The sequence below is a fragment of the Microcoleus sp. Pol7_B2 genome (assembly GCF_036701035.1).
Taxonomy (GTDB): Bacteria; Cyanobacteriota; Cyanobacteriia; order Cyanobacteriales; family Microcoleaceae; genus Microcoleus.
Window position 1 is genome coordinate 1 of the sequence record NZ_JAUBQB010000054.1, and the last position, 25213, is coordinate 25213.

Genomic DNA, 25213 nt, shown 5'->3' on the forward strand with positions numbered 1-25213 from the left:
GTTCATAGGCTTTAATTATTTTTTTACGAAACTCGAGCGAATAAGCTTTCATTTTTTCTGCTGATGTACTGAATGTACTGTACCACATTTACATGGAATTTGCTGTATTTCATGTGGGGTGGGCGTCTCGCCCGCCCGCAAGATGGGGAGCGTGTCATTTTTGCGATGAGTATAAATACTGGTGAACCCCACCATGACTTTTTTGCCGATCATCAGTATCAATAGTCGGGACAGTTTTTATATGGCCCAATGGCTTATGCTCGCTTGACTTTGAGCCACTGTAGATAATTAAATCAATGTCAGCTCCACGCCTGACTTACATTTAATTCGACTTTTTTATGATCCTTACCCTGTAAAGCTTGTAGTATCGTTCCAAAAACTGTCCGGAGTATTGCAGTATAATAGGGAATAATTATCATCTCTTCCCATTTGATATATAATCATGAACAACTTTATTGAAGCTATTGGTGGACTAATAGGAATCCTAGCTTTTGTGAAAGGCATTCTTGAGTTCGTAGATCTCAATAGGATACGTAGATATGAGAAGTTTCATGAGATGAGCAAAAGATTCGATGAGAACGAGTCAATCCAGAAAGTCTGTGAGCTTTTGCAAGATAGCTCTAGCAGCATATCAGTCACAAAACAGGAAAAAGAGGTATTTATCTGCTTTTTGGAAGAGATTTACTTTATGATTATGTCTGGTATAATGAAAAAGGAAATTGCACTGTACACATTTGGCTATTATGCAAGAGAAGCACTGCACAACCAAAGATTTTGGCACGATCTTGATAGTGGGGAAGAGTATTACACAGTATTCCATAAATTCTGTCGAATGGTCTCTCTCTTTGAGCCAAGCAAACTCGGAGTCAAGGAAACGCTGAAATACTGAGCACCATGAAGATAAATTTTTAGGTCACAATGTACTTTTGACGGGTTATCCTTTGATTTAGAATTGAGTATTTCCTAATTTAGAAGGTCAAACATCTTCGGAATTTCCAACTTATCTATTTCCACCTCGTGATTTATTAACAGCGGACATTATACTAGATATTATAAAAAAAGGTGTTATTAAAAAAAGAGGTACAAGTAATGACACAGGTATAAGTCCTACAACCATCGGCACTCCAACCCAAGGGTTAGAACTAACAAAAGACATGAAGCCGCTCCAATCCAGACTGTTAATTAGACCCCAACCCACAACCAACCGCAAGATGCCTGTTCCACAATAAAATTATTTTCTGTCCGGAACAGGCAAGATGCCTGTTCCACAATAAAAATTATTTCATGTGGGGTGGGCGTCTCGCCCGCCCAAAAAATACAATTTAGTTGCGAGACAACTTATTTTTTGCATGACAATCGCGCAACCACAAACGAATAGCCTCACCAATTTCGCTGGCACTATCTTGACTTAATAAAGGACGAATATTCGCCGCAGTACCAAACCGAGAAACAATTTTTACTAATTCCCATCCCTTCTCAGTTTTAGTTAAAAACAGCCAATGATATTGCTGAATTTCGACTCCTTCTCCCCCGCGATACTGCCGTTCCAAAGTAGTAATAAAAACTTGACTGGCATTTTCAGGAAGTGCATCTTCAAAATTTAAAGGTAACGGTTCAAACTCCGGCCGGCCGGCTAAAATTATTTGCGGCAGCGCGTAACCGGGCGGTGTGTTAGTGTTATGAGAAAAGTGCGATCGCACAATTACGCGATTAGCATAACTTGGCAAATCTTGCAACAGGCGATCGACCAAAGTTTCTAACTCAGCGGGACAGGGCGATCGCACTAACAAACCATACCGACTTGCATTGATACTGTTAGTATGATTTGTCATAAAATTAACTGCCAAAGTCGGAGTTGCAACCGCAGATATCAGCAGATAAACACAGATAAACGCAGATAAAATTTTATTGGCGTTCATCGGCTTTTATCTGCGGTAAAAAACAACATTTCTATTGTTACTCCAACTCTTCACAAATACGGGTAAAAGCCGCCACTGGATCGGGCGCAGCAGTAATTGGCCGCCCAATCACCAGATAATCCGCACCAGCTTTCAAAGCAGCCTTCGGAGTCATCGATCGCTTTTGATCGCCTCCATCAGCCCATTTCGGACGCACCCCCGGACAAACTAACAGAAAATCATCCCCGCAACTCATTCTTAACTGTTCCACTTCTTGCGGAGAACAAACAGCACCAGCTAAACCCGTTTCCTTAGCCAACAATGCCATGTGCAAAGCATATTCCGGCAACTCCAAAGGTATTTTCAACTCAAAAGCCAACTGTCGCGAATTCAAACTCGTCAATAGAGTAATTGCAATCAACTTAGGAGTCGGTTGATCAACAGCCGCCGCCCCTTCAGTCAAAGCCAACTGTGCCGCTTTCAAAGCATCTTTACCACAAGTAGAATGGATCGTCAATAAATCCACCTTATACTTAGCAGCAGCCCGACAAGCACCAGCCACAGTATTCGGGATATCGTGAAACTTCAAATCGAGAAAAATCCGCTTTTCCCGCTGTTTTAAAATTTCCAAAATCCCCGGACCGGAACTCACAAACAGTTCCAAACCGACTTTCCAGAAAGATACTTCCGGCAGTTTGTCCAGAAGTGCGATCGCCTCTTCTTGACTCGAAACATCCAAAGCAACAATAATTCGATTATCAGCGTTCATCAGCGTTCATCTTCAGTATTCATCTGCGGTTAAAAAAGAGATTCAAGACACCAATCGCACAAACTTATTCTTCCCAACCTGCAAAACCTTACCGCATAAATCAGCCGGTGATTCAAAAGTAAGATTCACATCAGAAACCCGATCGCCCTCCAACTTCACCCCGCCGCCCTGCATCAACTTCCGCGCATCACCGCTGCTTTTACACAGCCCGCTAGCACTCAGAATATAAAACAACTTAGCCGGAAACTGGACGTTTGCCAAAGAAAACTCGGGCACTGCATCAGCTTGTCCAGCAGCACCTTTAACCAGCGCAATTGCATCTTGTTGTGCGCGTTCCGCCGCTTCCTTCCCCCGATACTGGCGTACCACATCCAAAGCCAAAAGTTTCTGTTTTTCTCGCGGATTTTCTGGCAATTCATCAAGTGGCAAATCTGTCAATAGTTCAAAATATTGGGCGATCGAACTATCAGCAATTTTCTCCAACTTAGAATACATCGTCAGCGGGTCTTCCGACAAACCCACATAATTGTTCAAAGACTTCGACATCTTCTGCACCCCGTCAGTCCCGATCAAAATCGGCATCAGCAAACCAAACTGCGGTTTCATCCCAAAATGCCGCTGCAAATCTCTCCCCACCGCAATATTAAACTTTTGGTCGGTTCCCCCCAACTCCAAATCTGCTTCCAAAGCCACCGAGTCGTAACCCTGCATTAGTGGATACAGAAACTCATGCAGATAAATCGCATTTTCCTGCTGCATCCGATTATCAAATCCCTCTTTAGCAAGCATCTGCTGCACCGTCATCGTCCTCAGCAGTTCCAAAATCTTCGCCAAATCCAATTTCGACAACCACTCGGAGTTGTAGCGAATTTCCAAACGTCCTGGTGTGTCAAAATCTAGAATCGGACGCACTTGGTCTAAATAAGTCTTGGCATTTTCCGCCACTTGTTCTGCCGTCAACTGGCTACGCATCTCCGACTTACCTGTCGGATCGCCAATTCTGGCGGTAAAATCTCCGATGACCAGTACCGCTGTGTGACCAGCATCTTGAAAAGCCCGCAGCTTGCGGAAGCAAATGCTGTGTCCCAAGTGAATGTCCGCCCCTGTGGCGTCAATTCCGAGTTTGACGCGCAAAGGTCGATCGGCTTTTGCCAGCAGTTGGGCTAAATTTTCGTCAGGGTTGCTAGAATCAGGTCGATCTGGAAAAATCTCACTGACGCCGCGGTAAAGCGCTGAAAGGTTAGGAGTTATCATCGGGGAGCGATCGTCCATCATATTATTTTGCCAAAGTGCAGCAGAATTAGTTACACTCACTGGTTGACGCATAAAAACATAACTATCAAGCTACTATAATCCCAAAGCTGACCGGCTTTCCTTAGCTGACAGTCTCTAGGGTTCGCATCTAAAATTAAAAGTCTTAAACCCCAAATCGAGTGAGGAAGTGAAATCCACGTGTCAACCAACGCAGTCCGCAATAACACGGAAAACTCAGCCCCCGTATTCGAGTTTGTTCAGTCAGTCAGTAAAGTGACCGCCGGAACCATACTCAGCATGACAATGCTTGCCAGTTCCGTAGTCGCTGGCGGACTGGTTGGCTTAGCGATCAGCTTCCGCAATTTGCCAGATGTTCGGATCTTGCAAACCTACTCTCCCACAGAAACTACCCACATTTACGACATCAACGGCAAGCCGCTAGCCAGCATCCACGACGAAGCCAACCGGGATGTCGTACCCCTTGACCAAATCTCCCCGAACCTGAAACGAGCTGTTCTGGCGATCGAAGATAGCAACTTCTTCACCCACAAAGGCATCAACCCCGGCGGGATAGCCCGAGCTCTCATAGTCAACCTAGAGAAAGGTAGAACCGTTGAAGGCGGCTCGACTATGACTATGCAGCTAGTCAAGAACCTGTTTCTATCTCCCCAGTCAAAATTTAGTCGCAAGGTAGCTGAAGCGGTAATGTCTATCCGCTTGGAGCAAATTCTCAACAAAGACCAAATTCTGCAACTATACCTGAATCAAATCTACTTAGGGCACAACTTGTACGGCGTAGAGACAGCCTCTCGAAGCTATTTCAACAAATCAGCAAGTAATTTGACTCTTTCGGAAGCAGCGATGCTGGCAGGCTTAATTTCTGCCCCCGAAGAATACAGTCCTTTCGTCAATTACAAGTTGGCAAAAGAGCGGCAAACCCTCGTTTTAGGCCGCATGAAGGATCTTAAATGGATTACGCCGGCCCAAGAGACTGCTGCCCGCCAGGAAAAAATTAAGCTAGGCAAAATTACCTCTTTTGGGGGATCTCAAGTTCCTTACGTAACACAAGCCGTAGTCCAGGAACTAACAAGGCGTTTCGGGCGAGATGCCGTGGTTAAGGGAGGAATGCGGGTTCAAACCACGATCGACCTCAAAATGCAGCGCATAGCCGAAGAAACCGTCAAAGCGTGGCACAATCGCCTTTACTACCAAGGGCTGTTTTACGATCGCGAGGAAGGTCAAATTGCCCTAGCCGCCGTCGATCCCCGCACCCACTTCGTCAAAGCAATGGTTGGCGGCGTCGATTATGAAAAGAGTCAGTTCAACCGCGCCATTCAAGCACGCCGCCAGCCCGGATCTTCTTTTAAGCCTTTTATCTACTACGCTGCCTTTGCTAGCGGCAAATACGGCCCGGATTCAGTTGTCTACGACTCCCCTGTCGGCTACCGCGACGGCGACGGCTACTACTACCCTCAAAACTACGGTGGCGGCTTTTCCGGTGCCGTCAGCATCCGCAGAGCTTTAGAAGTATCTCTAAACATTCCCGCCGTCAAGCTTGGCCAAGAAGTCGGATTGAATAAAGTGATTGAGATTTGCCGCGTGCTCGGCATCCGAAGTCCGATGGAACCGGTGATTTCTTTGCCATTGGGTGCCGTTGACCTCACTCCTTTAGAAATGGCCGGAGCTTTTGCTACCTTCGCGAACAACGGCTGGCATTCTGACACCACGTTTATCGTGCAAGTTACTGACAGCAGCGGCAATGTCTTGCTCGACAATACGCCCAAACCCAAATTAGTTCTCAATTCCTGGGCGGCGGCATCTGTCAATAGCGCTCTACAAGGGGTAATTAGCAGCGGAACGGCAAGGGCGGCTCAACTTGGGCGGCCGGCTGCGGGGAAAACTGGTACAACTTCCTCAGAACGGGATATCTGGTTTGTGGGTTACGTGCCGCAGTTGTCGGTGGCTGTTTGGATGGGCAACGACAATTATAGACCGATGAGCTACGGTGCTACTGGTGGTACTATTGTCGCCCCTGTTTGGCGTGATTTTATGAGCCAAGCTTTGGAAGGCGTTCCCGCAGAAAGTTTCAAACCTGCTTCATCTTTTGAGCGGCCTTAATTATCAGTCATTTGTCATTGGGCATTGGGCATTGGGCATTGGGAATACTTTCTTTTTCTTCCTTCTTCCTTCTTCCTTCTGACACTAAGACTGTTTTTCCAGCTCAGATTTCATCCGCTCCAGCGTTGAGTTCATTTGATCGAACATCTGCTGGGGCGTGATGCCAAATTGATTGAGCTGTGTTTTTAACTGCTCTACAGTCATCTGAGCCATGAAGTCCTCAGACAGCTCGAAGCGCTTCATAAAAATACGGTAGCGCTCCATCATTGATTCCATCTGAGCGATGAACATTTTCTTGCCTTCGCGATCGAATTTGCCGTAATTGCCACCTAGTTTGATGAGAGATTGATAGTCTTCAAACAACAGCTTGGCTTCTTGCTGAACAATTTCTGAATCAAAAAATCCCATAGCTTTCCTAATTTTTTAATATTCTACTAATTTTGATCTAGGCGAGAAATCCCGCTGCTTTTTCTACTATTTTATCAGTTGCCGGAGGAAGTCCCTACCCCTTAAGGCGCAACAATAAGTAGAAATTTCCGTACAGCATAAGGCATGGGAATGGGGCATTGGGCATTGGGCTTGCGATGACAACAGTCAACTGTCAACAGTCAACTGTCAACAGTCAACTGACTTTAAACTTCCCCGAGGCGTTCTAGAGGCCAAAACCGCACTACAGCGCGGCCGATGATATTCTGCTTAGGTAAAAATCCCCACCTGCTGGAGTCGTTGCTGTTGTTGCGGTTGTCTCCCATCACAAAGTATTCATTTTCTGGGACGCGATAAGGCCCCCACTGGTATTTAGGAGGTTCGGCAATATATTTTTCGACGAGGGGTTTGTCGTTGAGATAAACTAAACCTTTTTTAACGGCGACGGTTTGACCCGGTAAGCCAATTACCCGCTTGATGAATGCTTGGTCTTGGGTAAAGCCTTGTTCTTGCAACTTTTCGGGCGGGGCAAACACTACGATGTCGCCAGTTTTGGGAGGTTCGAGGTAGTAGGAGATTTTTTCCACTACGACGCGATCGCCCACGTGCAAAGTTGGTACCATAGAATCTGAGGGTATGTAGCGCGGTTCGGCGACCAAGGCTCGAATCACTATTGCTAAACTCAAAGCAATAATCACTATCTGAAGATTTTCTCGCTGCGACTTCCACGCTTTTTGCCACCAGCTTTCCCGCGGATTTTCTACTACTTCTGTACCCAAATTCTTTTTTTCAGATGTCATGAAAGTCCTCGCTATATAGTTGCCACTAATTATGTGATTAAGCTCGCTCAGCATTTAAATTGCATCTCAAGAAATAATCCAACCATGAGCGAGCTGGGCACGCGAACCCGCTCAAAATATACAATTTAAATGCTGTCCAGCTTACCATTGAAGTATGTCGCTGTTAATTACTAGACGTGAAGTGCAGGCATTCGCAAACAATCTTGAAAAGCATCTGCGTTGCATCGGCGGTTTCCCTATCAATCAAAGATTTATGCCATAACTCTCATCTTGATATTAACTCATAAAAAAGGCAGAGAATTTAAATTCTCTACCTTTTTTATGTGAGGATTTTGAGTTGTTTGCGATTACGAGATTGGTTATTTCCCAACTTAACTCGCGATCGCACTTACTCAAACTTACTCAGCGCCTTGGGGCAGCAATTCCCGCTTTTGTCCTTGCAGCACCTTAACAATTCCGTCCTCGCCCACATCCACAACAGCGGTGTCACCGTCTTTGATGCGGCCAGAAAGGATTTCCTCAGCCAAGCTGTCTTCCAGCAAGCGCATGATGGCGCGGCGCAGGGGTCGGGCTCCGTAGCTAGGGTTGTAGCCTTCTTCTACCAGCCGTTCTTTGAATTTTTCGGTCACTTCCAGGGTGATTCCCTGTTCTGTCAAACGACCGAACACTTCTTTGAGCATGATGACCGCGATTTCCTTGACTTCTTCCTTGTTCAACTGGCGGAAGACGATAATTTCGTCGAGTCGGTTGAGGAATTCGGGGCGGAAGTAGTTTTTGAGTTCTTCGTTAACCAAAGAACGAATGCGGTTGTAATTAGCATCGGCTTGGTTGTCGCTGAACTCGAAACCGAGACCGCCGCCGCCTTTTTCAATCACCTTAGAACCGATGTTTGAGGTCATAATCAGCAGCGTATTTTTGAAGTCTACGGTGCGACCTTTGGCATCGGTTAAGCGGCCGTCTTCCAATATTTGCAGGAGCATATTGAAGACATCGGGGTGGGCTTTTTCGATTTCGTCGAACAGCACGACGGTGTAAGGACGGCGGCGGACTGCTTCTGTGAGTTGGCCGCCTTCGTTGTAGCCGACGTAGCCTGGAGGAGAACCGATGAGTTTGGAGACGGTGTGACGTTCCATGTATTCGGACATATCCAACCGAATCATCGCGTCTTCGGAACCGAAGAAGTAGCCGGCTAGGGCTTTGGTGAGTTCGGTTTTGCCGACGCCGGTGGGCCCGGAGAAGATGAAACTGGCGATCGGGCGATTGGGATTTTTCAAGCCAACGCGAGCGCGACGGATGGCGCGGGAAACGGCTTTCACTGCTTCTTCCTGGCCGATCAAGCGCTGGTGCAAGGTATCTTCCATGTGCAGCAGCTTTTCGGATTCGGATTCGGTCAGTTTGTTTACTGGGACTCCCGTCCAGCTTGCCACGATTTGAGCGATATCTTCTTCGGTGACTACTGGCGATGGGTCTGTTTCGCCGGTGCGGGCCGAGTCGGTTTTTTTGGCTTGGGAAATAGCGCGAATTTCGGCTTTGATCGTCATTTCTCGATCGCGCAATTCGCCGGCTTTGTCAAAGTCTTGAGAACGCACCGCTTCGTCTTTATCTTTGAGGACTTGGCGGAGTTCTTTGTCAAGTTCTTTGGCTGCGGGGGGCAGTTGGGAGTTGATCAAGCGGACTCTAGAACCAGCTTCGTCTACCAAGTCAATTGCTTTGTCTGGGAGGAAGCGATCGGATATGTACCGATGCGAGAGTTTTGCTGCAGCTTCGAGGGCTGTATCCAAGATTTTCAGCTTGTGGTGCTGTTCGTAGCGTTCTCGCAAGCCGAAGAGAATCTCGATCGTCTCGTCAACGGTGGGTTCGCCGACCATGACGGGCTGGAAGCGCCGTTCTAGGGCTGCATCGCGCTCGATGTGCTTGCGGTACTCGTCGAGGGTCGTAGCACCGATACACTGGAGCTCGCCTCTAGCCAAAGCCGGCTTGAGAATGTTCGCTGCGTCGATCGCCCCTTCAGCAGCACCTGCACCGATCAAAGTGTGCACTTCGTCAATCACCAAAATCACGTTACCCGCCGTGCGGATTTCGTCCATGATTTTTTTGAGGCGTTCTTCAAATTCGCCCCGGTATTTCGTCCCGGCAACCAGCAAGCCGATGTCGAGGGTAACGACGCGCTTTTCTTCAAGGATATCTGGGATGTCGTTGTTAGCGATGCGTTGGGCGAGACCTTCGGCGATCGCGGTTTTGCCGACTCCGGGTTCCCCGATAAGCACCGGGTTATTTTTGGTGCGGCGACCGAGGATTTGAATTACCCGTTCAATTTCTTTTTGGCGTCCGACTACTGGGTCTAGTTTGCCATCGACCGCCATTTGAGTGAGGTTGGCTCCAAATTCGTCGAGGGTTGGGGTCTTGGTGCGAGCGCCGCCGCCAGTGGCTGCGACTTCTGCGGTTTCTCCCAGCATCCGAATCACTTGGGTACGGACTTTCGACAAGTCTACTCCCAGATTTTCTAATACTCTAGCCGCTACTCCTTCACCTTCGCGGATCAGGCCCAGCAGCAGGTGTTCGGTGCCGATGTAGTTGTGTCCGAGTTGGCGAGCTTCTTCTAGGGATAGTTCTAGAACCCGCTTGGCGCGCGGGGTGAACGGAATTTCGACTGCTACGAAGCCGGAACCGCGCCCGATGATTTTTTCCACTTCAATCCGAGCGTCTTTCAGGTTGACGCCCATTGATTTGAGGACTTTCGCTGCAACCCCGGTTCCTTCTCCGATCAGACCCAGGAGGATCTGTTCTGTCCCTACGAAGTTGTGACCCAGGCGGCGAGCTTCTTCCTGGGCCAACATGATTACTTTTATTGCTTTTTCTGTGAAGCGTTCAAACATGATTTATTCCCATCACCTGCTGCTATGTGCCCGTTTCGAGGTCACGCTCGCACTTAAGGAGCGTTTGTGTTCTTGTAGCGACACGGCAATGCCGTATCCCTACTCGTACTGCTTATTCTAGCGCGACACTCCCAACCGATCTGCCGCACTCGGCTGCGGTTGCAGATTCCAGGCTCATGTTGCAGGGTGGCTTTCAACTGGGAAGACCCAAATGGTGGCTGACCTACAACCTCCCCTAGACTGCAAGAAGATTGCTCTTCTCGGTCTGTGCCCAACCTACGACTACTTATTGATGGATTCTAGCACAATCTTTTTGGCTGTTATGCAGGTGCACAAGTGATAATTCTCGAAGTACAGGCCGGTTTTTGCACAAAACTTATTAGTTAGATGCACAAGCAATCCCCTAAACTCGCTCTTAAGCTGTTGTCGATCTCAAGAATCTTTTCGTGTACGAGGGAAAGAGCGAGCTGGGCTTTTTTTATCTAAAATTTTGTCTCAGATACTTTGAAGATTTGGGTGTTCTTCATGTTGTCTGTTGTGCGATCGCTCCTGCATCAATTAGTGAGGTAATGACTATCTGGCGCGGTGAGTTTTTTGGCTAGATGGGACTGTTTAGTGGAGAACCAAGTCCGGTATCGATCGTCGCCGTTGACGATTTGCAAGTTCTTGTTATCTACTCGGATGCTGTAAATACGATGATTGAACGTCAACCCAGTTTGGGGCGCGAGATAGGTCAAATTATCGAAGCGCGAAGCAAAGCCGTAAATATGGCCGGGCAGGCAGATGTTTAGTCCAATACTGAGGTTGATTCCCTATGAGGATTTTGAACTAAATTGATATGGAGTAACCAATTATTTATCAATGCCAGTTAAATGCACAACAAATTACATTCAAAACTCAAAACAATCGATCGCCAAATGCCAGTTTTTCTGATGCAGCCGATCGCACATCTGCACTTTCTCAACCGCTAAATATTGCAGAAATTCTGGTTTCTCTATGCCGCTGCGCCACATTACCAGAGCATCTTCTCCGGTGTCTTCGTAGTACCGTTTCCGCCGTCCTGCCTCTTTAAACCCAAATTTTTGGTAAAGAGAAACTGCGGCTAAATTAGATTCCCGCACTTCTAAGGTTGCCCGTTCTAATTGTCTATAGTGAGCCTTTTTTAGTAAATCCCAAAGCAGAGCTTGTCCTAAACCCTGACCTTGAAAGCGAGGATGAATTGCCAAAATTGTAATATGAGCTTCTTCTAAAATTGCCCACAGGCAACCCAAACCGATCAGGGTTGGGGTAAGTTTTGAGTTGGGAGTTGCTGGCGAGGAACTCTCAATACTGAGCGATTTTGAGTTGAGAATGCTGTTAGGCTTGATCGACTTGAGTTCGCTCTCGAATCCTTCTGATGCGCCGACCTCGGTTTCCGATGCCCACAAACCCAGTAAATCGCTGTTAGGACTGCCTAACTCGCGCCCATAGCCTTCGATTGTCCACAGTCCGCCAAAACAGAGCCGATCAAGTTCAACTGCACTGTTGAGGTCTTCGGTGGTGAGATGTTTAATTTGTAGAAAACGCACGGCTGTAAATTGTACACTGGAAAACACAGTAGCGATTAGCTGTTTGTTGCTAGTTTTGAGTCATGACTCACAAGTCTCCAGACATTAGTCTACTGCCAACGACCAATGACTGCTGATTAATGACTGCCGACTGCTGACTGCTGATTAATGACTGCTGACTAATAACCTAGGATAGTTATTGCGCGATGGTATCAACTCAATCTTTTGGGGTCGAATCGGGACTTAAGTATCTATCTGAGTCTCAACAAGCCCTGCAAAATCGATCGCCCAATCAAGAACTGTTACCGCTGACAGCCAGTGTTAACAGCAGCGATCGGTTGGAAATCGGAGGCTGCGAGGTGACAGCTTTGGTCGAGCAATTTGGCTCGCCGTTGTATATTTTAGACGAAGAAACGCTGCGGGCGGCTTGCACCCAGTACCGGGATGCTTTCGAGCGTTACTATCCGGGCGAATCCCAAGTGCTTTATGCTTCTAAAGCTTGGAGTTGTTTGGCAATTTGCGCGATCGCAGCTTCCGAAGGCTTAGGCATAGATGTCGTATCCGCCGGAGAAATCCAAACTGCACTGCAAGCCGGCGTCAACCCCGACAAAATCTACTTCCACGGTAACAACAAGTCTCGCGAGGAACTACAGCTAGCTGTCGAAAACGGCTGCATTACCGTAGCCGACAATTGGCGGGATTTAGAGACTTTAGCAGAGTTGGGAAAATTGGGTGTCAGCAGCCTCACAGGTGGACCGACACGAGTTATGGTGCGGTTTACTCCTGGAATTGAGTGTCACACCCACGAGTACATTCAGACGGGTCAAATCGACAGTAAATTTGGCTTCGATCCCAACTCGCTCGATCGAGTATTTACCTTCATCAGCCAACAGCCGTCGTTATTTTGCGTGGGAGTGCACGCTCACATCGGCTCTCAGATTTTTGAACTGCAACCCCATGACGATTTAGCTGAAGTCATAATTCAGGCCTTGACTAAAGCACAAAGTTATGGTTTGCCAGCAACAGAAATTAATATTGGCGGTGGGTTGGGCATTCGCTATACTGAAGCGGACGATCCTCCTAGCATTGAAGATTGGGCTCGTACAATTTGCTCCGCAGTTGTAGCAGCTTGCGAGCGGCAGCAATTGCCCTTGCCTAAATTGCTTTGCGAACCGGGTCGATCGCTCGTCGGTACAGCTTGCGTTACAGCTTACACCGTTGGCTCTAAAAAAGTCATTCCGGAAATGCGGACGTATATAGCTGTCGATGGCGGGATGTCGGACAATCCGCGTCCTATTACCTATCAATCAGTTTATCGAGTCCTCGCAGCCGGCAAAATGTCTGCTCCCTTAACGGAAACAGTGACAATTGCTGGGAAACACTGCGAATCAGGCGATGTTCTGATTAAAGATGCCAAATTGCCAGAGTGTCAGGCAGGAGATGTCCTCGCCGTTCCGGCTACAGGGGCATACAATTACAGCATGGCTTCTAACTACAACCGAGTGCCCCGACCGGCAGCGGTTTTAGTTAGAAATGGGGAAGTTAACACGATTATACAGCGGGAAACTTACCAGGATTTGCTGAGGCTTGACCGCCTTCCTGAACGACTCGGAGCTCAAAAGTAAAAACTTAGAAGTTAAAAGTTAAAAGTTAAAAGAAAGACAATCCATGTTTACTTAGTGATGATTGCCTTTTCACTTTTAACTTTTGCCTTGTTCAGTCACGCGATTGGATTGACACTCCCCGGTCTAAAAACACGGGGATTTTCAGCATATTCCTTATAACAACTGTTCATGGTTCATGGGTTCGAGTGCATCACGGTTCGCGGTTCACAGGCGGTAGCGTTCGATGAACCATGAACAATCAACAATCTGGCTTTGACTTGGCCCTCGTTCAGTCCTTATTGATTCAAGGGATCGATATTGGACTGGTTTTTGCCCTTGCGTATTTGGTGCTCGTCATTGTTGGCGAGCGCAGAACGCTGTGGATGGTACGGGGATTTATTATTTTGATGCTGGCGGCGGCGGTGAGCAACTGGGCTGGATTGAGGCTGTTGCACGTTGCCCTCAACAGCTTGGTGACGGGTTCTGCTGTGGCAATGGCGGTAATATTGCAGTCGGAGTTTCGCCGATTTCTGGAACAATTGGGTCGGGGGGAATTTCGGCAATTGTTTGGACGCGATCGCCGACAAAAACCCGAACCGGACAGCGTAATAGATGAAATTGTGGACGCAGTAAAAGAACTTTCGCAAAACCGCACGGGCGCTTTACTAATTATAGAAACAGATTCTCCGATCGACGATCGAGATTTTTCGGTGCCGGGACTAAAGCTAAATGCTGAAGTTTCTAAAGAATTGTTGCAGACAATCTTTCAGCCGCAAACTTTGCTGCATGACGGAGCTGTTTTGATTCGAGGTTCGCGGATCGTGTCGGCGGGGGTAATTTTGCCTTTGTCCGATCGCACTGCGTCGCGGCAGTTGGGAACCCGCCATCGGGCGGCAATGGGGATTACGGAACGGGTGCAAGCTTGCGTGTGCGTGGTGGTGTCCGAGGAAACGGGTTCTATTTCTTTAGCCCAGATGGGAAGTTTAAATCGACCTTTGACTAGCAACAAACTTAAGGAATTGCTGGAAGCAAAGCTGTTTCCGTCGGAGGGAGAAAGAGCTGTGCCTCCAATTCCGATCGGCAATCTCGGACGCCAGATAGGATTGAAGGGAGTGACGCTATTAAAACGGATACTGCGCCGTTAGTCGGGTAATCGGGAGAAACCATGAGTCAAGGAATTTGCTTGGAAAAGTTGCCGGAGGATCTGCAACAAGAACTACTGCCTAAGCACATAGCAGTGATTATGGATGGGAACGGGCGCTGGGCTAAGAAGAAGGGGTTGCCGCGGATTGCGGGACACCGCCGAGGAGCTAGCACTCTGAAGGAACTGCTGCGCTGCTGCAAAGATTGGGGGATTCCAGCTTTAACTGCCTATGCTTTTTCGACGGAGAATTGGGGGCGGCCGGCTGGAGAGGTGGATTTTTTAATGAGTTTGTTTGAGGGTAAGCTGCGGCAAGAATTGCGGGAGATGGTGGACGAGGACGTGCAAATTCAATTTATGGGGAATTTGCAGGCTTTGCCGAAGTCTTTGCAGGCGGAAATCGAGCGTTCTGTGACGGCCACTCAGCACAATCAGGGGATTTTGTTTACGGTGGCGACGAATTACGGGGGGCGTCAGGAGATTGTACAAGCTTGTCGGGCGATCGCCACTCAGGTGAAAGAGGGCAAGTTGCAGCCGGAGGAGATTGATGAGGTTTTATTTAAACGCTATTTGTATACTGCTGATGTTTGTGACCCGGATTTGCTGATCCGGACGAGTGGGGAAATGCGGTTGAGCAATTTTCTACTATGGCAAATGGCTTATTCAGAAATTTACATTACTGAGACGCTGTGGCCGGATTTTGATCGATCGGAGTTTCACCGCGCTTTGTCTGATTATCAGAAGCGCAGTCGCCGATTTGGCAAAGTCTAACGATTTTGGATTTTGGATTTTAGATTTTAGATTTTTTGGTTGATTTTTCAGTTTCCAAGTAGGTGTCGATTGTGACCGAGCATCTCCATGAAAGTAAAAAACGTTTTTACGCCACGTGCGATCGTCCTGCACAGCACAATACAGCGAGCGGAACGATCGCAATCTCATGTAAATGCTTGCACGGTTGATGCTTCTTACCTGGATTCCCCATCTAAAATCTCATACCAATTTCACTCATCTCCTGCTCAACATAACGATTTTAGATTTTAGATTTGTCCTCCAATCTAAAATCTAAAATCTAAAATCTAAAATCTAATTAGGGGCCGGAGAAAACGGCCGCTTCAATGTCCTGACGTGAGAGGGAGTATTTGAATGCTCGCTGAATGTCTTGGCCGTCGGCTCCAGCATCGATGTAGCGGACGGTGAGTTGGTCGATATCGAGGGAGAGTTCTGCTTTCCATGTAAGTTGCTCGATCTGCCAGCAGTGGAGTTCTCGCCGATCTTGCTGGCAGCCGCGGCTTTTTAGCCACTGCTCGATTTCCGGGAGTGGATGGTTGTACAAAGGAGTGTCAGCGGAAGGAAGAGTCATACGGTTTTAGATTTTAGATTTTAGATTTTAGATTGGGGATTTCGGATTGAGGATTTCCGATTTTAGATTGGAGATTTGGGATTTGAGGCTTTAATTGCCACGAATTAAGCCGATCGCGATCGCCAGTAACAAACATCCGATTAAGCTAGCTCCCATGATAAACAGGGCGAACATTTCTCCGGGGGAAAGAGGTCGATCCGTGGGGTCTAGGTAAGCGGAGTTGGAAGTTTTTTTGCCCGATCCCGAAACCGGAGTATTGAAACTGGGCGGCGGCCCAATCACGTTCACGCGAGAATAGCCTATTTTGAGGTCGTAGGCGAGGCGACGTTCTGGGTTGCTGAGGGTGGCGTAGGCGTTGTTGAGCTGCTGAAATTTGGCGGTGGCGACGGCAGGTGGCAGCTCGGTGGTATCGGGATGGTAGAGTTTGCTCAGTTCCCGGTACGATCGCCGAATTTCGATCGGCGATGCGGAAGGATGCAGCCCTAACAAGCCGTAATGAGTGGAGCCCAAGGGGGTTTTTCCGGGTATTTTTTGACTTTTGTTTTTTGCAGTTGCCTCGTTTCCTGCCACCGAAGCCCCTCTCTGCCTATTGTTAATAATATTTGGTTATTTTAGCTGAAATCTGAAGGAAGAGGAATTAACCGCAGAGGGCGCAGAGAACGCAGAGGGAGGAGGGAAGAATTCTAAATTCTCCCGTTCTTCGTCTGTTTCTGCTGTCACGCGGTTTTTTATTCTTTATTGGGGTTGACTTTTTCCGAGGATTGTGAGTTGGCTAGGGCTAGCACTGGGGCGTCGGTGGGTGCTGGTCGATCGATACTGTGTTCGCCCTCAATGGGAATTTGGCAAGAAATCAGTTCTGTGACGATGCGATCGCCCAGAACATCTTCCCAATCCTGCAACTGTTCTCTGGCTTTGATCGGTGTATTGAGAGCCACGTCTACGCCCATTTGCTGAAGGTTGAGGCTGTGGGCTGTCGATCGGCGGTTGACCCACTCCACCAGCCAAACGCTCAATCCGACTGCTGCCATCAAAGGCAAGACAATTCGATAATCGCGGGTTAATTCAAACATCAACAGGATGGCTGTCAGCGGTGCTCTGGCGCTGCCGGCGAGGACGGCGGCCATTCCCACCATTGCGTAGGCGGCAGGACCGGCGACTCGATCGCTCATTGCCGGCAGCATTTCCAAAAAGAGGCCGTAAGCCGAACCCAGGGAAGCTCCCAAAAACATCGCCGGAGCGAAGATGCCGCCCACTAAACCGCTGCCGAGGCTGATTGCGGTCATCGCCAGTTTGACAAACAGCAGTAGCAGCAGCAAAGGCAAGGAAAATTTAACATCTTGAAGCATTGCTTGGACTGTTTCGTAGCCGACACCCAAAATTTGAGGCAATTGCAGGGCGACTAAGCCGACTCCGGCCCCGCCGATGATCGGGTGAAGCGGCCGGGGCAGTCGTCCGAGCCAAGCAAATCCTCGGACTTTTCCTTGAAAACAGCGATCGGCCAATTGAATTGCTTCTGTGTAGGCTAGAGACACTCCGCTCGCTAAAAGTCCCAATCCCATGTACAGAGGCAATTCTAGGGGGCTGCGGACATCGTAGACGGGCAAAGAAAAGGCAGGCTGAGCTCCCAAGCAGATTTGAGCGATGAGCGCGGAAACTACGGCGGAGAGCAAGACTACGCTGACTGACGAAGTAGCGAAGGTGCTGCCGAGCACGACTTCTAAAGCAAAGAAGACTCCGGCGATGGGAGAGTTGAACCCGGCAGATAAACCTGCTGCTGCTCCCGCGCCGAGGAGCAAGCGCTGCCGTTCTGGGGATAGCTGTAAAACTTGAGCCAGCAGCATTCCGAAGTTGGCGCCGATTTCGACGCTGGGGGCTTCCGGGCCAAGGGAGGCGCCGGTGCCGAGGGAAACTGAGGCTGCCACCATTTTGGTGATGGGTTTGAGGGGGGAGAGTTCTTGCAGGCCGCGGGTGGCTGCAATTAAGGAAGACATATTCGGGCCAAAGTCGCGAAATCGCCACCGCATCAGCCCGATGATGACTCCGCCGAGGGTGGGAATGCAGGCTAGCGTCCAAGAGCCTTTCGACGCGATCGCCCCCATGAAGTCTTCCAGCATCAAGCTGTGGATGAAGTGGATTAGGTAGTGAAAGGTGACGACGCCTGCACCCGTAACTCCCCCGATGACTAGGGAGAGGATGAGCAGGAGGGTTTCTGGGCTCGGGTGCAGGCGGTTGAATAGCGGACTTAGTCGGGAGGCTTGGGGAGTTGCTGCGGTTGGCCCGGGTGGCGGCAGATCCACAGGAGGGATGGCTCTCATTTAGCGGTTAATTCTTCGGTGAGAAGTTATATAATATTACAATTTATTTCTTATTTTCATTTTGAGTGATTTTAGGGGAATTGACAACTTAATTAAGGCGTAATTTAGGGTAAATTTTTGGGGCTGGCTGCTGGGGTGGAATGACTGATTCTGAGGAGCGGCGGATTTGGCGTGATTGTATGCTCAGTTACATTCAAACTTAGATATACTCTGGCGATAATGCTAATTAACTATATTTACCGTGGGGGTGGTTAGGCCGATCGGATCAGTGAACTCGCAATATCATATAGATCAGTAAAAAACAACTTTCAAATTAAAGAATTGGCTATTGGAGATTTTACCTTACAACCACAAATCTCGAACCACAAATCTCAAATCTCCAATTTTAAATCCCTTACTCGCGCATACTATCACATCGGTTGTTGACTGGGCAGGATTCTTGGTCGGGGTTTGGCGATCGACATTAGCGGATCGCCGATGGTGGCGACTTTCCAGGGAGGGGATTCTAGCTGGCGTACTGCGATTAAAAAGGGTGCTCCTCGCTTCAGGCGATCGACCATTAATTTAGGTGGGATAAATGCCGATAAAAAAGGTTCGTTCACGCTGCCAATATATGCGTAAGCACCATTTTCTAGCCACCTCCCGGCCACGGTGTTTTTGTCATCTGGCGCTGCTGCTGACCAACTGTGGATCATGTGGATTGCTGCAGGAAATTGAAGTTTTGGTAGGTCTTCAACTGAAGCGTCGCCGTTGCCGACTTGGAATGATTTTGGATAGCCTTTGGAATTCATTAATATTAAGTCAAATGTCCACGGTTTTGAGGCTAAACTCCGCCACTTTTCCAGGCTCGATTCTGGTTTCTGCACTAATTCAACATTCAAACCTATGGTTTTTAGTCCGCTAGCTGCTTCCTCCATTTCATATTTTCCCCAATTTCCTTCCTTGGGGTAACTGTCATAAAGCATGGCTGTTTGGCTGTCTAGAAATATGGCACACATGGCTTGATAGATCGATCGTACCTCGGAACCGTAAATCCAGCCTGCAGCCGCCCAGCGTTCGCCGTTGGGGTGTCGTCCCAAACCGTCGGTAACGGCTAGTTGTTCGTCGGGTTTTTCAGGAGATTGATATTTGACTGCTAGTTGGCGTACAATCGTTATTGTGTCGATCGGGTCTCCGAGCTGAGAGTAAAAATATCCGGTTGATTCGACGGCTTTTGTAACTGCTGTTTGCAGAGTTTTCCACTGTGTGTTATTAAGGGTGTCGTTGGGTTTTCCAAAGTTGCCTTCTAGAAATACTAAAGGTTGGCCGTGAGCGGCTGCTAAGGCAACTGCTGCTGAGCGTGCGGGGTCATTTTCTGATGTGATTACTACTCCTGGGGGTTCCCAGCCGAGTTGCGTCCATTTTGCTTTTAAGGTTTGAGTATCCGTGGCATTCCAGGCTCCTGCTGCGGCGTTCAGCATTAATTGCTGGAGTTTTTGATTTTTTGGCAGTTGCTGTTTGATGCTTGGCAAACGGACTATTTCTTCGGGTTGAAAGCGCTGCACAAACATGGGCGTATATTTTTTGTCTTCGATGAGAATAGGCCAGTTTCCTTTGAGATTCCATTTTTGGATTGCTGCTAAGAATGTGGCTTCGTCGGGTACTAAAACAACGCGGTTGACTGTTGGTATGTTGTCGCGGACAATGGCTGCTCGGAGGCCTGTTTGAATTGGCCAGGGTTCTTGTTTGGCTGAGGCGGGAAGTTGAAAGGGTTTGGTGAGAAAGCTGCACGCCGTTAATTGCTGTGATAAGCATAAAAATAGTGTTAATGCTAGCAGTTTAAGTTGTAGGTTTTTGTTATAATTCATTTTTTTAACCGCCGATTGAAGCAGATTAACGCAGATGCAGAGGGGATCTGTTAATAGATTCCGGGAATTAGTTTTTTGACTCGCTGGCTGTATTCTGAATAGTCTGGATATTTTGCGGTTAACCAGGCTTCTTCGCGGCTGGCTTTGATGTCGAAAAATATTATTAATATGGCGCTGGCTATTAAGTGGGATATGCTCATTTGAAAAAGTGTCCAGCCGAGAGCGGCTAAAATTAAACCACTGTACAATGGATGCCGCACTATTCTGTAAATTCCTGTTTGGACTAATTCTCCGTTTTCTATGGGATACGGTAAAGGTGTGAGGTTTTTTCCTAAGTCTATCAATGCTTTGATGATTAAAACTAAAGCGCTTAAGCCGAGAATACTTGCTACAATCCAGGTAAGAGCAAGCAATGGAGTGGATTGAATTTTTAATCCTGGTAGTGGATAAACTGGTAAGATTACAAATCCTGTGAGCAATCCTCCTTGAAGCAGGACTAAATATTCGCCGCGGCTGTTATTGCGCCAGCCTTCGCGCGTGAAACCCCAGTATGTTAAAATTTTCATAGTAAGAGGAAGAAGGAAGAGGGAAGAGAGAAGGAGAGAGAAGGAAGAGGGAAGAGGGGAGAAGAAAGTGAACTGTAGGTTGGATAGAGTGAAGTAAAACCCAACCTACGGCGAACAGTCAACAGTCAACAATTAACAAATTTATTCTCGCCAAGGACGTGTCATTAATTCTAATTGATTAACTTCATCTTGGCTCAAATTCCAACCTAAAGCGCCTGCATTTTCTTGGGCTTGTTTGGCGGTTTTGGCGCCGGGAATAGGGATGACTCCGTTTTGGCAGATCAACCAGTTTAGGGCAACTTGGGCGGGCGTGCGATCGCGCTTTCTGCCCATTTTTCGCAGGGTGGACATGACTAATTCAATTTTTTCGAGGCCGCTTTTGCTGAAGCGGGAGTCCATTTTGCGGGCTCCTGTAGGTGGTTCTTGGGCTGTGTATTTGTCGGTAAGCAATCCTTGGGCTAAGGGGCTGTAAGCTAAAATTGTGACGCCCAATTCGCGGGCTGCACTCACAATTCCTTGTTTTTCTACTTGCCGCGACAGCAAGGAGTAACGGACTTGATTTGTTGCTAGGGGAACGCCTCTTGCTGCTAGTATTTTGTGGGCTTGGCGCATCTGTTCTGCTGAATAGTTGCTGACTCCTACTGCTTGAATTCTGCCTTGTTTTACTTCATCGGCTAAGGCGTTCATCAGGGTTTCTTGACTGAGTAAAAAAGTGAAAGGCCAGTGCACTTGGTAGAGGGTTATTTGTTCTACTTGCAAGCGTTTTAAGCTGGCACTCAAGGCTTCGGAAACTGATTTTCCTGTAATCCGCCAAGGTACGGGGCCAAATTTGGTGGCTATTTGAACGGGCTGGGTGGTTTTTTTGAGAAACTGCCCCAGCAATTCTTCTGACAAGCCGTTACCGTAGACTTCGGCTGTGTCGAAGAAGTTGACTCCGCTTTCTAAGGATGTTTTGAATGCTGCTTCGACTTCGGCGGCGCCGTAGTTGCTGCCGTAGTTCCAAAATAGTTTGTCGCCCCAAGCCCAAGTTCCGACGCACAGGGGAAGGACGGCTGGGCCATTTTGTCCTAGGGTAATGGTTGTCACGGTTGGTAAATCCACAGTTATTGATTCTCTTTATTTTTATATGAATTTATACGAATAATCGCGATCGAGCTTCTAGCCGGGGGAGGAAAGGCGGCGGGTTGCGATATCTCAGTTACTATAAATTCAAATGCTGTGTTTATTTGAATAGTTATGTCGATCGACCGTTTACCAGATTCAAGATTAACAGATTCCGCGACTGCTGCTATCAAGAGAGTTACCCTCCTGACTATGTTCCGGTTGGGTTTGTTTCAGATGGGATTGGGCATGATGTCTATTTTGACGCTGGGGGTGCTCAATCGCGTGATGATTAAAGAGTTGGCGATTCCGGCTACTGTGGTGGCTGGTACGCTAGCGATGCACCAGTTTGTCGCACCGGCTAGGGTGTGGTTCGGGCAAATGTCTGATGCTAAGCCTTTGTTTGGTCATCACCGCACGGGTTATGTGTGGGTAGGAAGCGTTTTGTTTGTGATTTCCGCTTTTTTGGCGGTACAGGTGATGTGGGGCTTGGGCAGCAGTTTGGAGACTGTGGGGTGGACGACTGCTACTTACGGTTGGGTGGGTTTGTTGGGTTTGATTTTTGCGCTTTACGGTATTGCTATTTGTTCGAGTTCGACTCCTTTTGCTGCTTTGTTGGTGGATGTTTCGGATGAGGAGGATCGATCAAAGTTGGTGGGTGTGGTGTGGTCGATGCTGATGGTTGGTATTATTATCGGGGCGATTATTAGCAGCGGTTTGCTGAAGCAAATTGATGGGGATGTGCCGCGGGAAGTGTTGCAGGCTTCGATTAACGGTTTGTTTGTGAAGGTGCCGGCGCTTGTTTTGCTGTTGGTGGGGATTGCTACATTTGGGGTTGAGAAAAAGTATTCGCGGTACGGGGTGCGATCGTCTGCAGTGAATCGAGAAGATAAAATTACTCTGGGAAGTGCGCTGCGGATTTTGACTGCTAGCCGCCAAACCGGTTTGTTTTTTACTTTCCTGCTGATTATGACAATTTGCTTGTTTATGCAGGATGCGGTTTTGGAACCTTACGGCGGGGAAATTTTTAAGATGTCGATTTCGCAAACTACGCAGTTGAATGCTATTTATGGTACTGGTACTCTGATCGGTTTGAGCGCAACTGGTTTTTTAATTGTGCCGCGCATTGGCAAGCAAAATACGATTAGGTTGGGCTGTTTGTCGGTGGCTGCTTGTTTTGGCTTGATTATTTTATCTGGATTCACAGGAAATCCAATTGTGTTTAAGTCGGCTTTAATGTTGTTTGGTTTTGCTTCGGGAATTACGACGACGGGTGCGCTGAGTTTGATGTTGGATTTGACTGCTGCGGAAACTGCTGGGACTTTTATTGGCGCTTGGGGTTTGTCGCAGGCGATGGCGCGTGGTGTGGCGACGATTAGTGGCGGTGCTATTTTGGATTTGGGCAGAAGTTTGTTTGGGGTGCCGATGTTAGCTTACGGGTTGGTTTTTGCTGTGCCGGCGGTGGGTATGATTCTGGCTGTTTGGCTGTTGGGTAGGGTGGATGTTGGGGAGTTTCAGGATAATGCTAAAAGTGCGATCGCCACTATTCTTGAAAATGAACTAGACTAAGGTTTGTAGTGAGAGCTTTAGTCCTCATTCTCTTGTTAATCAAGGGCTTTTGTCCTTAATACAAAAAAACTGCAAATGAAAGATTTTTGGGATTCTATTTTAAGTTTTTCTCAGACTACTGTCAAGACAGTCGGCCAGCAGTTTTTGAAAGATTTTGGTTCTGCACAAGCAGATGAGAAGGATGATGGGAGTTTGGTTACGCAGTCTGATAATTGGGCGGATGCGGAGATTAGAAGTGCGATCGCATCTACTTTTCCCAGTCACGGAATTTTGAGCGAGGAAGGAGAACACGTTTTCCCAGATACGGAATGGTGTTGGGTTGTCGATCCTCTGGATGCTACGACTAATTTTGCTCGGGGAGTTCCGATTTGGGGGATTTCTTTGGGTTTATTGTATCGCGGAACTCCGGTTTTTGGCTGCGTGCATTTGCCGCCGGTGAATCAATCTTTTCACGGTTTTTATGCAGGGGATTTGGCGGGCGACAATGTATTGGCAAATATGCCTCAAGGTGCGTTTTTGAACAATCGGCCGATTTGTCCCACTGCTGATAAAATGAGCGGAAATCATATTTTTAATTTGTGTTCCCGGAGTGTGGGAATCGGGCCTCATCTTCCGAGTAAAATTCGGATGTTGGGCATGGCTAGTTACAATTTTTTGACTGTGGCTTCGGGTGTGGCTATGGGAGGGGTGGAAGCGACTCCGAAAATTTGGGATATTGCGGGGAGTTGGGTAATTGTGAAGGCTGCTGGTGCGGTTTGGCTACCGCTGGAATCCCAGGCGATTTTTCCGCTGGAAGTGGGGAAGAATTACGGGAGGATTTGTTATCCAACTTTGGTGATGAATCGGCAGGAGTTGGTGTCGGTATTTTTGCCGTTTGTGGAGGCTTGGAAGAAGAGAAAAATGGGGTAATTTAGGTGCAGCGAAGCTATCCCGTAGGAAATCGAACAATTATTAAATAAAACGGCAGGGCAGGCGTGACGGAGGAGTCTCCCACGCCTGCCGTGCTGTTTGGAAGAAATATACCGACCGATGACCGATGGTTCAAGTATGCCTACTCTTGTCTATTTCTGCCAATCTGCGATCGGGTGGTTTTGTTTTACGTCGATCGGGTGATGTGGTGCTGGTAGAATTTGTGGTAAGTTTTCCACGATTTATTATCTCTCGTAAATAAAATTCTACCCGTTTTTAAGTAGAGGCACAAGGGTAAATAGATTTACTGAGGTGTGCGAAAAAGTAGATGAGTGGTATATTGGCTAGGTCGAAGAGTTAGCCTGTGGGAAGATACAAAAATAAACTTTGGAAGAAACTCGGAAAAGTCTGCGGTTTGCGATCGCACTTGATACAGCCAGCAAGATAACAGATACTAGGATTAGGGACACAACATTGCTGTGTCCCTACTGCAAAATGAATTTATTGCTTCAGGCGATTAATTTCGACAGCACATTAGACAACTTAGCACCGAGATTCTCAACAGAGTCCTGCTGTTTGGGATCTTTCATCGTACCGTCAGCATTAAATGCTTCAAAAGCTTGGGGAATTGCTTTCTGATCCGGGAGTACCAATACGTTAATATTCCCCAGGATCGATCGCAAATGAACCAATCCCCGCAAACCCCCAATTCCACCTGGGGAAGCACTCATAATTACCGCTACTTTGCCAGTAAATGCCACCAATCCCGGTTCACCCGGTGCTGGGCGCGATACCCAATCGATCGCATTTTTCAACACAGGCGTAATTGAACTGTTATACTCAGGGGAAGCTATCAAAAACCCGTCATGCGCTACCATCAATTCCTTCAAGTGGCGGGCATTTTCTGGCATTCCCTCTTTTGCTTCCAAATCTTCGTCAAATAGCGGCATCGGCAAATCGCGCAAATCTACATAAGTAACTTCTGCACCCGCCGCCGTAGCACCAGCAGCCGCCACTTTTACCAGCAGTTTGTTATAGGATGCTTCGCGGGTACTCCCGGCAAATGCAAGTATTTTTGGTCTGTTTGTCATTGATTTTTTCCTGATTATTGCT

The 25213-nt window shown here is 47.8% G+C and carries 23 protein-coding genes; 9 read left to right on the forward strand and 14 right to left on the reverse strand.

What is annotated here, in order from left to right:
* Window positions 1–442 precede the first annotated feature (442 nt).
* Window positions 443–889 (forward strand): hypothetical protein, encoded by a 447-nt coding sequence (locus QUA57_RS19280; protein ID WP_333062898.1) that lies wholly within the window; start codon window positions 443–445, stop codon window positions 887–889.
* A 433-nt stretch (window positions 890–1322) separates the two neighbouring features.
* On the opposite strand, the gene QUA57_RS19285 is transcribed toward QUA57_RS19280, so the two are convergent.
* Genes QUA57_RS19285 through tyrS form a run of 3 tightly spaced genes read right to left on the reverse strand, consistent with a single transcriptional unit; the run spans window position 1323 to window position 3942 of the window.
* Complete coding sequence (locus tag QUA57_RS19285) at window positions 1323–1919, reverse strand: hypothetical protein (RefSeq protein WP_333062899.1); 597 nt, start codon at window positions 1917–1919, stop codon at window positions 1323–1325.
* Between the two features lie 37 nt (window positions 1920–1956).
* Entirely contained in the window at window positions 1957–2667 is a 711-nt protein-coding gene (gene pyrF / locus QUA57_RS19290) for an orotidine-5'-phosphate decarboxylase (protein WP_333062902.1), read from the reverse strand.
* Between the two features lie 42 nt (window positions 2668–2709).
* Entirely contained in the window at window positions 2710–3942 is a 1233-nt protein-coding gene (gene tyrS / locus QUA57_RS19295; RefSeq protein WP_333062949.1) for a tyrosine--tRNA ligase, read from the reverse strand.
* Between the two features lie 177 nt (window positions 3943–4119).
* On the opposite strand from tyrS, the gene QUA57_RS19300 reads away from it, so the two are divergent.
* A complete protein-coding gene (locus QUA57_RS19300) occupies window positions 4120–6039 on the forward strand; it encodes a transglycosylase domain-containing protein (RefSeq protein WP_333039726.1) in 1920 nt (639 codons plus the stop codon).
* A gap of 84 nt (window positions 6040–6123) precedes the next feature.
* Here the strand turns inward: QUA57_RS19300 and QUA57_RS19305 are convergent, their stop codons facing one another.
* The 3 genes from QUA57_RS19305 to QUA57_RS19315 form a co-directional block, all read right to left on the reverse strand.
* Entirely contained in the window at window positions 6124–6447 is a 324-nt protein-coding gene (locus QUA57_RS19305) for a DUF1825 family protein (RefSeq protein ID WP_190661255.1), read from the reverse strand.
* Window positions 6448–6671: 224 nt separating this feature from the next.
* Window positions 6672–7265: a signal peptidase I gene (lepB, locus tag QUA57_RS19310; RefSeq protein WP_333062904.1), complete on the reverse strand. Its 594-nt coding sequence runs from the start codon at window positions 7263–7265 to the stop codon at window positions 6672–6674.
* Between the two features lie 398 nt (window positions 7266–7663).
* Window positions 7664–10141 carry an ATP-dependent Clp protease ATP-binding subunit gene (locus QUA57_RS19315; RefSeq protein ID WP_006632591.1) on the reverse strand — a complete coding sequence of 826 codons (2478 nt, stop codon included), beginning with the start codon at window positions 10139–10141 and terminating at the stop codon, window positions 7664–7666.
* Between the two features lie 602 nt (window positions 10142–10743).
* On the opposite strand from QUA57_RS19315, the gene QUA57_RS19320 reads away from it, so the two are divergent.
* Entirely contained in the window at window positions 10744–10932 is a 189-nt protein-coding gene (locus QUA57_RS19320) for a hypothetical protein (RefSeq protein ID WP_333062905.1), read from the forward strand.
* A 99-nt stretch (window positions 10933–11031) separates the two neighbouring features.
* Here QUA57_RS19320 and rimI read toward each other — a convergent pair whose 3' ends face one another.
* Window positions 11032–11709, reverse strand: a complete 678-nt coding sequence (rimI, locus tag QUA57_RS19325) for a ribosomal protein S18-alanine N-acetyltransferase (RefSeq protein WP_333062906.1) — start codon at window positions 11707–11709, stop codon at window positions 11032–11034.
* A gap of 185 nt (window positions 11710–11894) precedes the next feature.
* On the opposite strand from rimI, the gene lysA reads away from it, so the two are divergent.
* From lysA to QUA57_RS19345, 4 genes are all read left to right on the forward strand, one after another.
* Complete coding sequence (lysA, locus tag QUA57_RS19330; RefSeq protein WP_333062909.1) at window positions 11895–13313, forward strand: diaminopimelate decarboxylase; 1419 nt, start codon at window positions 11895–11897, stop codon at window positions 13311–13313.
* A gap of 230 nt (window positions 13314–13543) precedes the next feature.
* Entirely contained in the window at window positions 13544–14437 is an 894-nt protein-coding gene (gene cdaA / locus QUA57_RS19335; protein ID WP_333062910.1) for a diadenylate cyclase CdaA, read from the forward strand.
* A gap of 20 nt (window positions 14438–14457) precedes the next feature.
* Complete coding sequence (locus tag QUA57_RS19340; protein WP_015176364.1) at window positions 14458–15204, forward strand: isoprenyl transferase; 747 nt, start codon at window positions 14458–14460, stop codon at window positions 15202–15204.
* Window positions 15205–15291: 87 nt separating this feature from the next.
* Window positions 15292–15474, forward strand: a complete 183-nt coding sequence (locus tag QUA57_RS19345) for a hypothetical protein (RefSeq protein WP_333062912.1) — start codon at window positions 15292–15294, stop codon at window positions 15472–15474.
* A gap of 46 nt (window positions 15475–15520) precedes the next feature.
* On the opposite strand, the gene QUA57_RS19350 is transcribed toward QUA57_RS19345, so the two are convergent.
* From QUA57_RS19350 to QUA57_RS19375, 6 genes are all read right to left on the reverse strand, one after another.
* A complete protein-coding gene (locus QUA57_RS19350) occupies window positions 15521–15793 on the reverse strand; it encodes a DUF3143 domain-containing protein (protein WP_333039717.1) in 273 nt (90 codons plus the stop codon).
* A 90-nt stretch (window positions 15794–15883) separates the two neighbouring features.
* The gene (locus QUA57_RS19355) at window positions 15884–16363 is read right to left on the reverse strand and encodes a J domain-containing protein (protein ID WP_333062914.1); all 480 of its coding nucleotides are present in this window, start codon (window positions 16361–16363) and stop codon (window positions 15884–15886) included.
* A 158-nt stretch (window positions 16364–16521) separates the two neighbouring features.
* A complete protein-coding gene (locus QUA57_RS19360) occupies window positions 16522–18108 on the reverse strand; it encodes a chloride channel protein (protein WP_333039714.1) in 1587 nt (528 codons plus the stop codon).
* 410 nt (window positions 18109–18518) lie between these two features.
* Complete coding sequence (locus tag QUA57_RS19365; RefSeq protein ID WP_333062916.1) at window positions 18519–19955, reverse strand: hypothetical protein; 1437 nt, start codon at window positions 19953–19955, stop codon at window positions 18519–18521.
* A gap of 50 nt (window positions 19956–20005) precedes the next feature.
* Window positions 20006–20521, reverse strand: a complete 516-nt coding sequence (locus QUA57_RS19370) for an isoprenylcysteine carboxylmethyltransferase family protein (protein WP_333062917.1) — start codon at window positions 20519–20521, stop codon at window positions 20006–20008.
* 141 nt (window positions 20522–20662) lie between these two features.
* Entirely contained in the window at window positions 20663–21607 is a 945-nt protein-coding gene (locus QUA57_RS19375) for an aldo/keto reductase (protein WP_333062950.1), read from the reverse strand.
* Between the two features lie 150 nt (window positions 21608–21757).
* Between QUA57_RS19375 and QUA57_RS19380 the strand changes: the two genes are divergently transcribed.
* Both QUA57_RS19380 and QUA57_RS19385 read left to right on the forward strand, forming a co-directional pair.
* Entirely contained in the window at window positions 21758–23191 is a 1434-nt protein-coding gene (locus QUA57_RS19380) for a BCD family MFS transporter (protein WP_333062919.1), read from the forward strand.
* A 75-nt stretch (window positions 23192–23266) separates the two neighbouring features.
* Window positions 23267–24100 carry an inositol monophosphatase family protein gene (locus QUA57_RS19385; protein ID WP_333039709.1) on the forward strand — a complete coding sequence of 278 codons (834 nt, stop codon included), beginning with the start codon at window positions 23267–23269 and terminating at the stop codon, window positions 24098–24100.
* A 509-nt stretch (window positions 24101–24609) separates the two neighbouring features.
* Here the strand turns inward: QUA57_RS19385 and QUA57_RS19390 are convergent.
* Window positions 24610–25191 (reverse strand): NAD(P)H-dependent oxidoreductase, encoded by a 582-nt coding sequence (locus tag QUA57_RS19390; RefSeq protein ID WP_333062920.1) that lies wholly within the window; start codon window positions 25189–25191, stop codon window positions 24610–24612.
* Window positions 25192–25213 lie beyond the last annotated feature (22 nt).

Excerpts from the sequence above, each read along its gene's own strand:
- QUA57_RS19280 (WP_333062898.1), top strand. The coding sequence starts at position 443 with ATGAACAACTTTATTGAAGCTATTGGTGGACTAATAGGAATCCTAGCT.
- QUA57_RS19285 (WP_333062899.1), bottom strand. The coding sequence starts at position 1,919 with ATGAACGCCAATAAAATTTTATCTGCGTTTATCTGTGTTTATCTGCTG.
- pyrF (WP_333062902.1), bottom strand. The coding sequence starts at position 2,667 with ATGAACGCTGATAATCGAATTATTGTTGCTTTGGATGTTTCGAGTCAA.
- tyrS (WP_333062949.1), bottom strand. The coding sequence starts at position 3,942 with ATGATGGACGATCGCTCCCCGATGATAACTCCTAACCTTTCAGCGCTT.
- QUA57_RS19305 (WP_190661255.1), bottom strand. The coding sequence starts at position 6,447 with ATGGGATTTTTTGATTCAGAAATTGTTCAGCAAGAAGCCAAGCTGTTG.
- lepB (WP_333062904.1), bottom strand. The coding sequence starts at position 7,265 with ATGACATCTGAAAAAAAGAATTTGGGTACAGAAGTAGTAGAAAATCCG.
- QUA57_RS19315 (WP_006632591.1), bottom strand. The coding sequence starts at position 10,141 with ATGTTTGAACGCTTCACAGAAAAAGCAATAAAAGTAATCATGTTGGCC.
- QUA57_RS19320 (WP_333062905.1), top strand. The coding sequence starts at position 10,744 with ATGGGACTGTTTAGTGGAGAACCAAGTCCGGTATCGATCGTCGCCGTT.
- lysA (WP_333062909.1), top strand. The coding sequence starts at position 11,895 with ATGGTATCAACTCAATCTTTTGGGGTCGAATCGGGACTTAAGTATCTA.
- cdaA (WP_333062910.1), top strand. The coding sequence starts at position 13,544 with ATGAACAATCAACAATCTGGCTTTGACTTGGCCCTCGTTCAGTCCTTA.
- QUA57_RS19340 (WP_015176364.1), top strand. The coding sequence starts at position 14,458 with ATGAGTCAAGGAATTTGCTTGGAAAAGTTGCCGGAGGATCTGCAACAA.
- QUA57_RS19345 (WP_333062912.1), top strand. The coding sequence starts at position 15,292 with ATGAAAGTAAAAAACGTTTTTACGCCACGTGCGATCGTCCTGCACAGC.
- QUA57_RS19350 (WP_333039717.1), bottom strand. The coding sequence starts at position 15,793 with ATGACTCTTCCTTCCGCTGACACTCCTTTGTACAACCATCCACTCCCG.
- QUA57_RS19360 (WP_333039714.1), bottom strand. The coding sequence starts at position 18,108 with ATGAGAGCCATCCCTCCTGTGGATCTGCCGCCACCCGGGCCAACCGCA.
- QUA57_RS19365 (WP_333062916.1), bottom strand. The coding sequence starts at position 19,955 with ATGAATTATAACAAAAACCTACAACTTAAACTGCTAGCATTAACACTA.
- QUA57_RS19370 (WP_333062917.1), bottom strand. The coding sequence starts at position 20,521 with ATGAAAATTTTAACATACTGGGGTTTCACGCGCGAAGGCTGGCGCAAT.
- QUA57_RS19380 (WP_333062919.1), top strand. The coding sequence starts at position 21,758 with ATGTCGATCGACCGTTTACCAGATTCAAGATTAACAGATTCCGCGACT.
- QUA57_RS19385 (WP_333039709.1), top strand. The coding sequence starts at position 23,267 with ATGAAAGATTTTTGGGATTCTATTTTAAGTTTTTCTCAGACTACTGTC.
- QUA57_RS19390 (WP_333062920.1), bottom strand. The coding sequence starts at position 25,191 with ATGACAAACAGACCAAAAATACTTGCATTTGCCGGGAGTACCCGCGAA.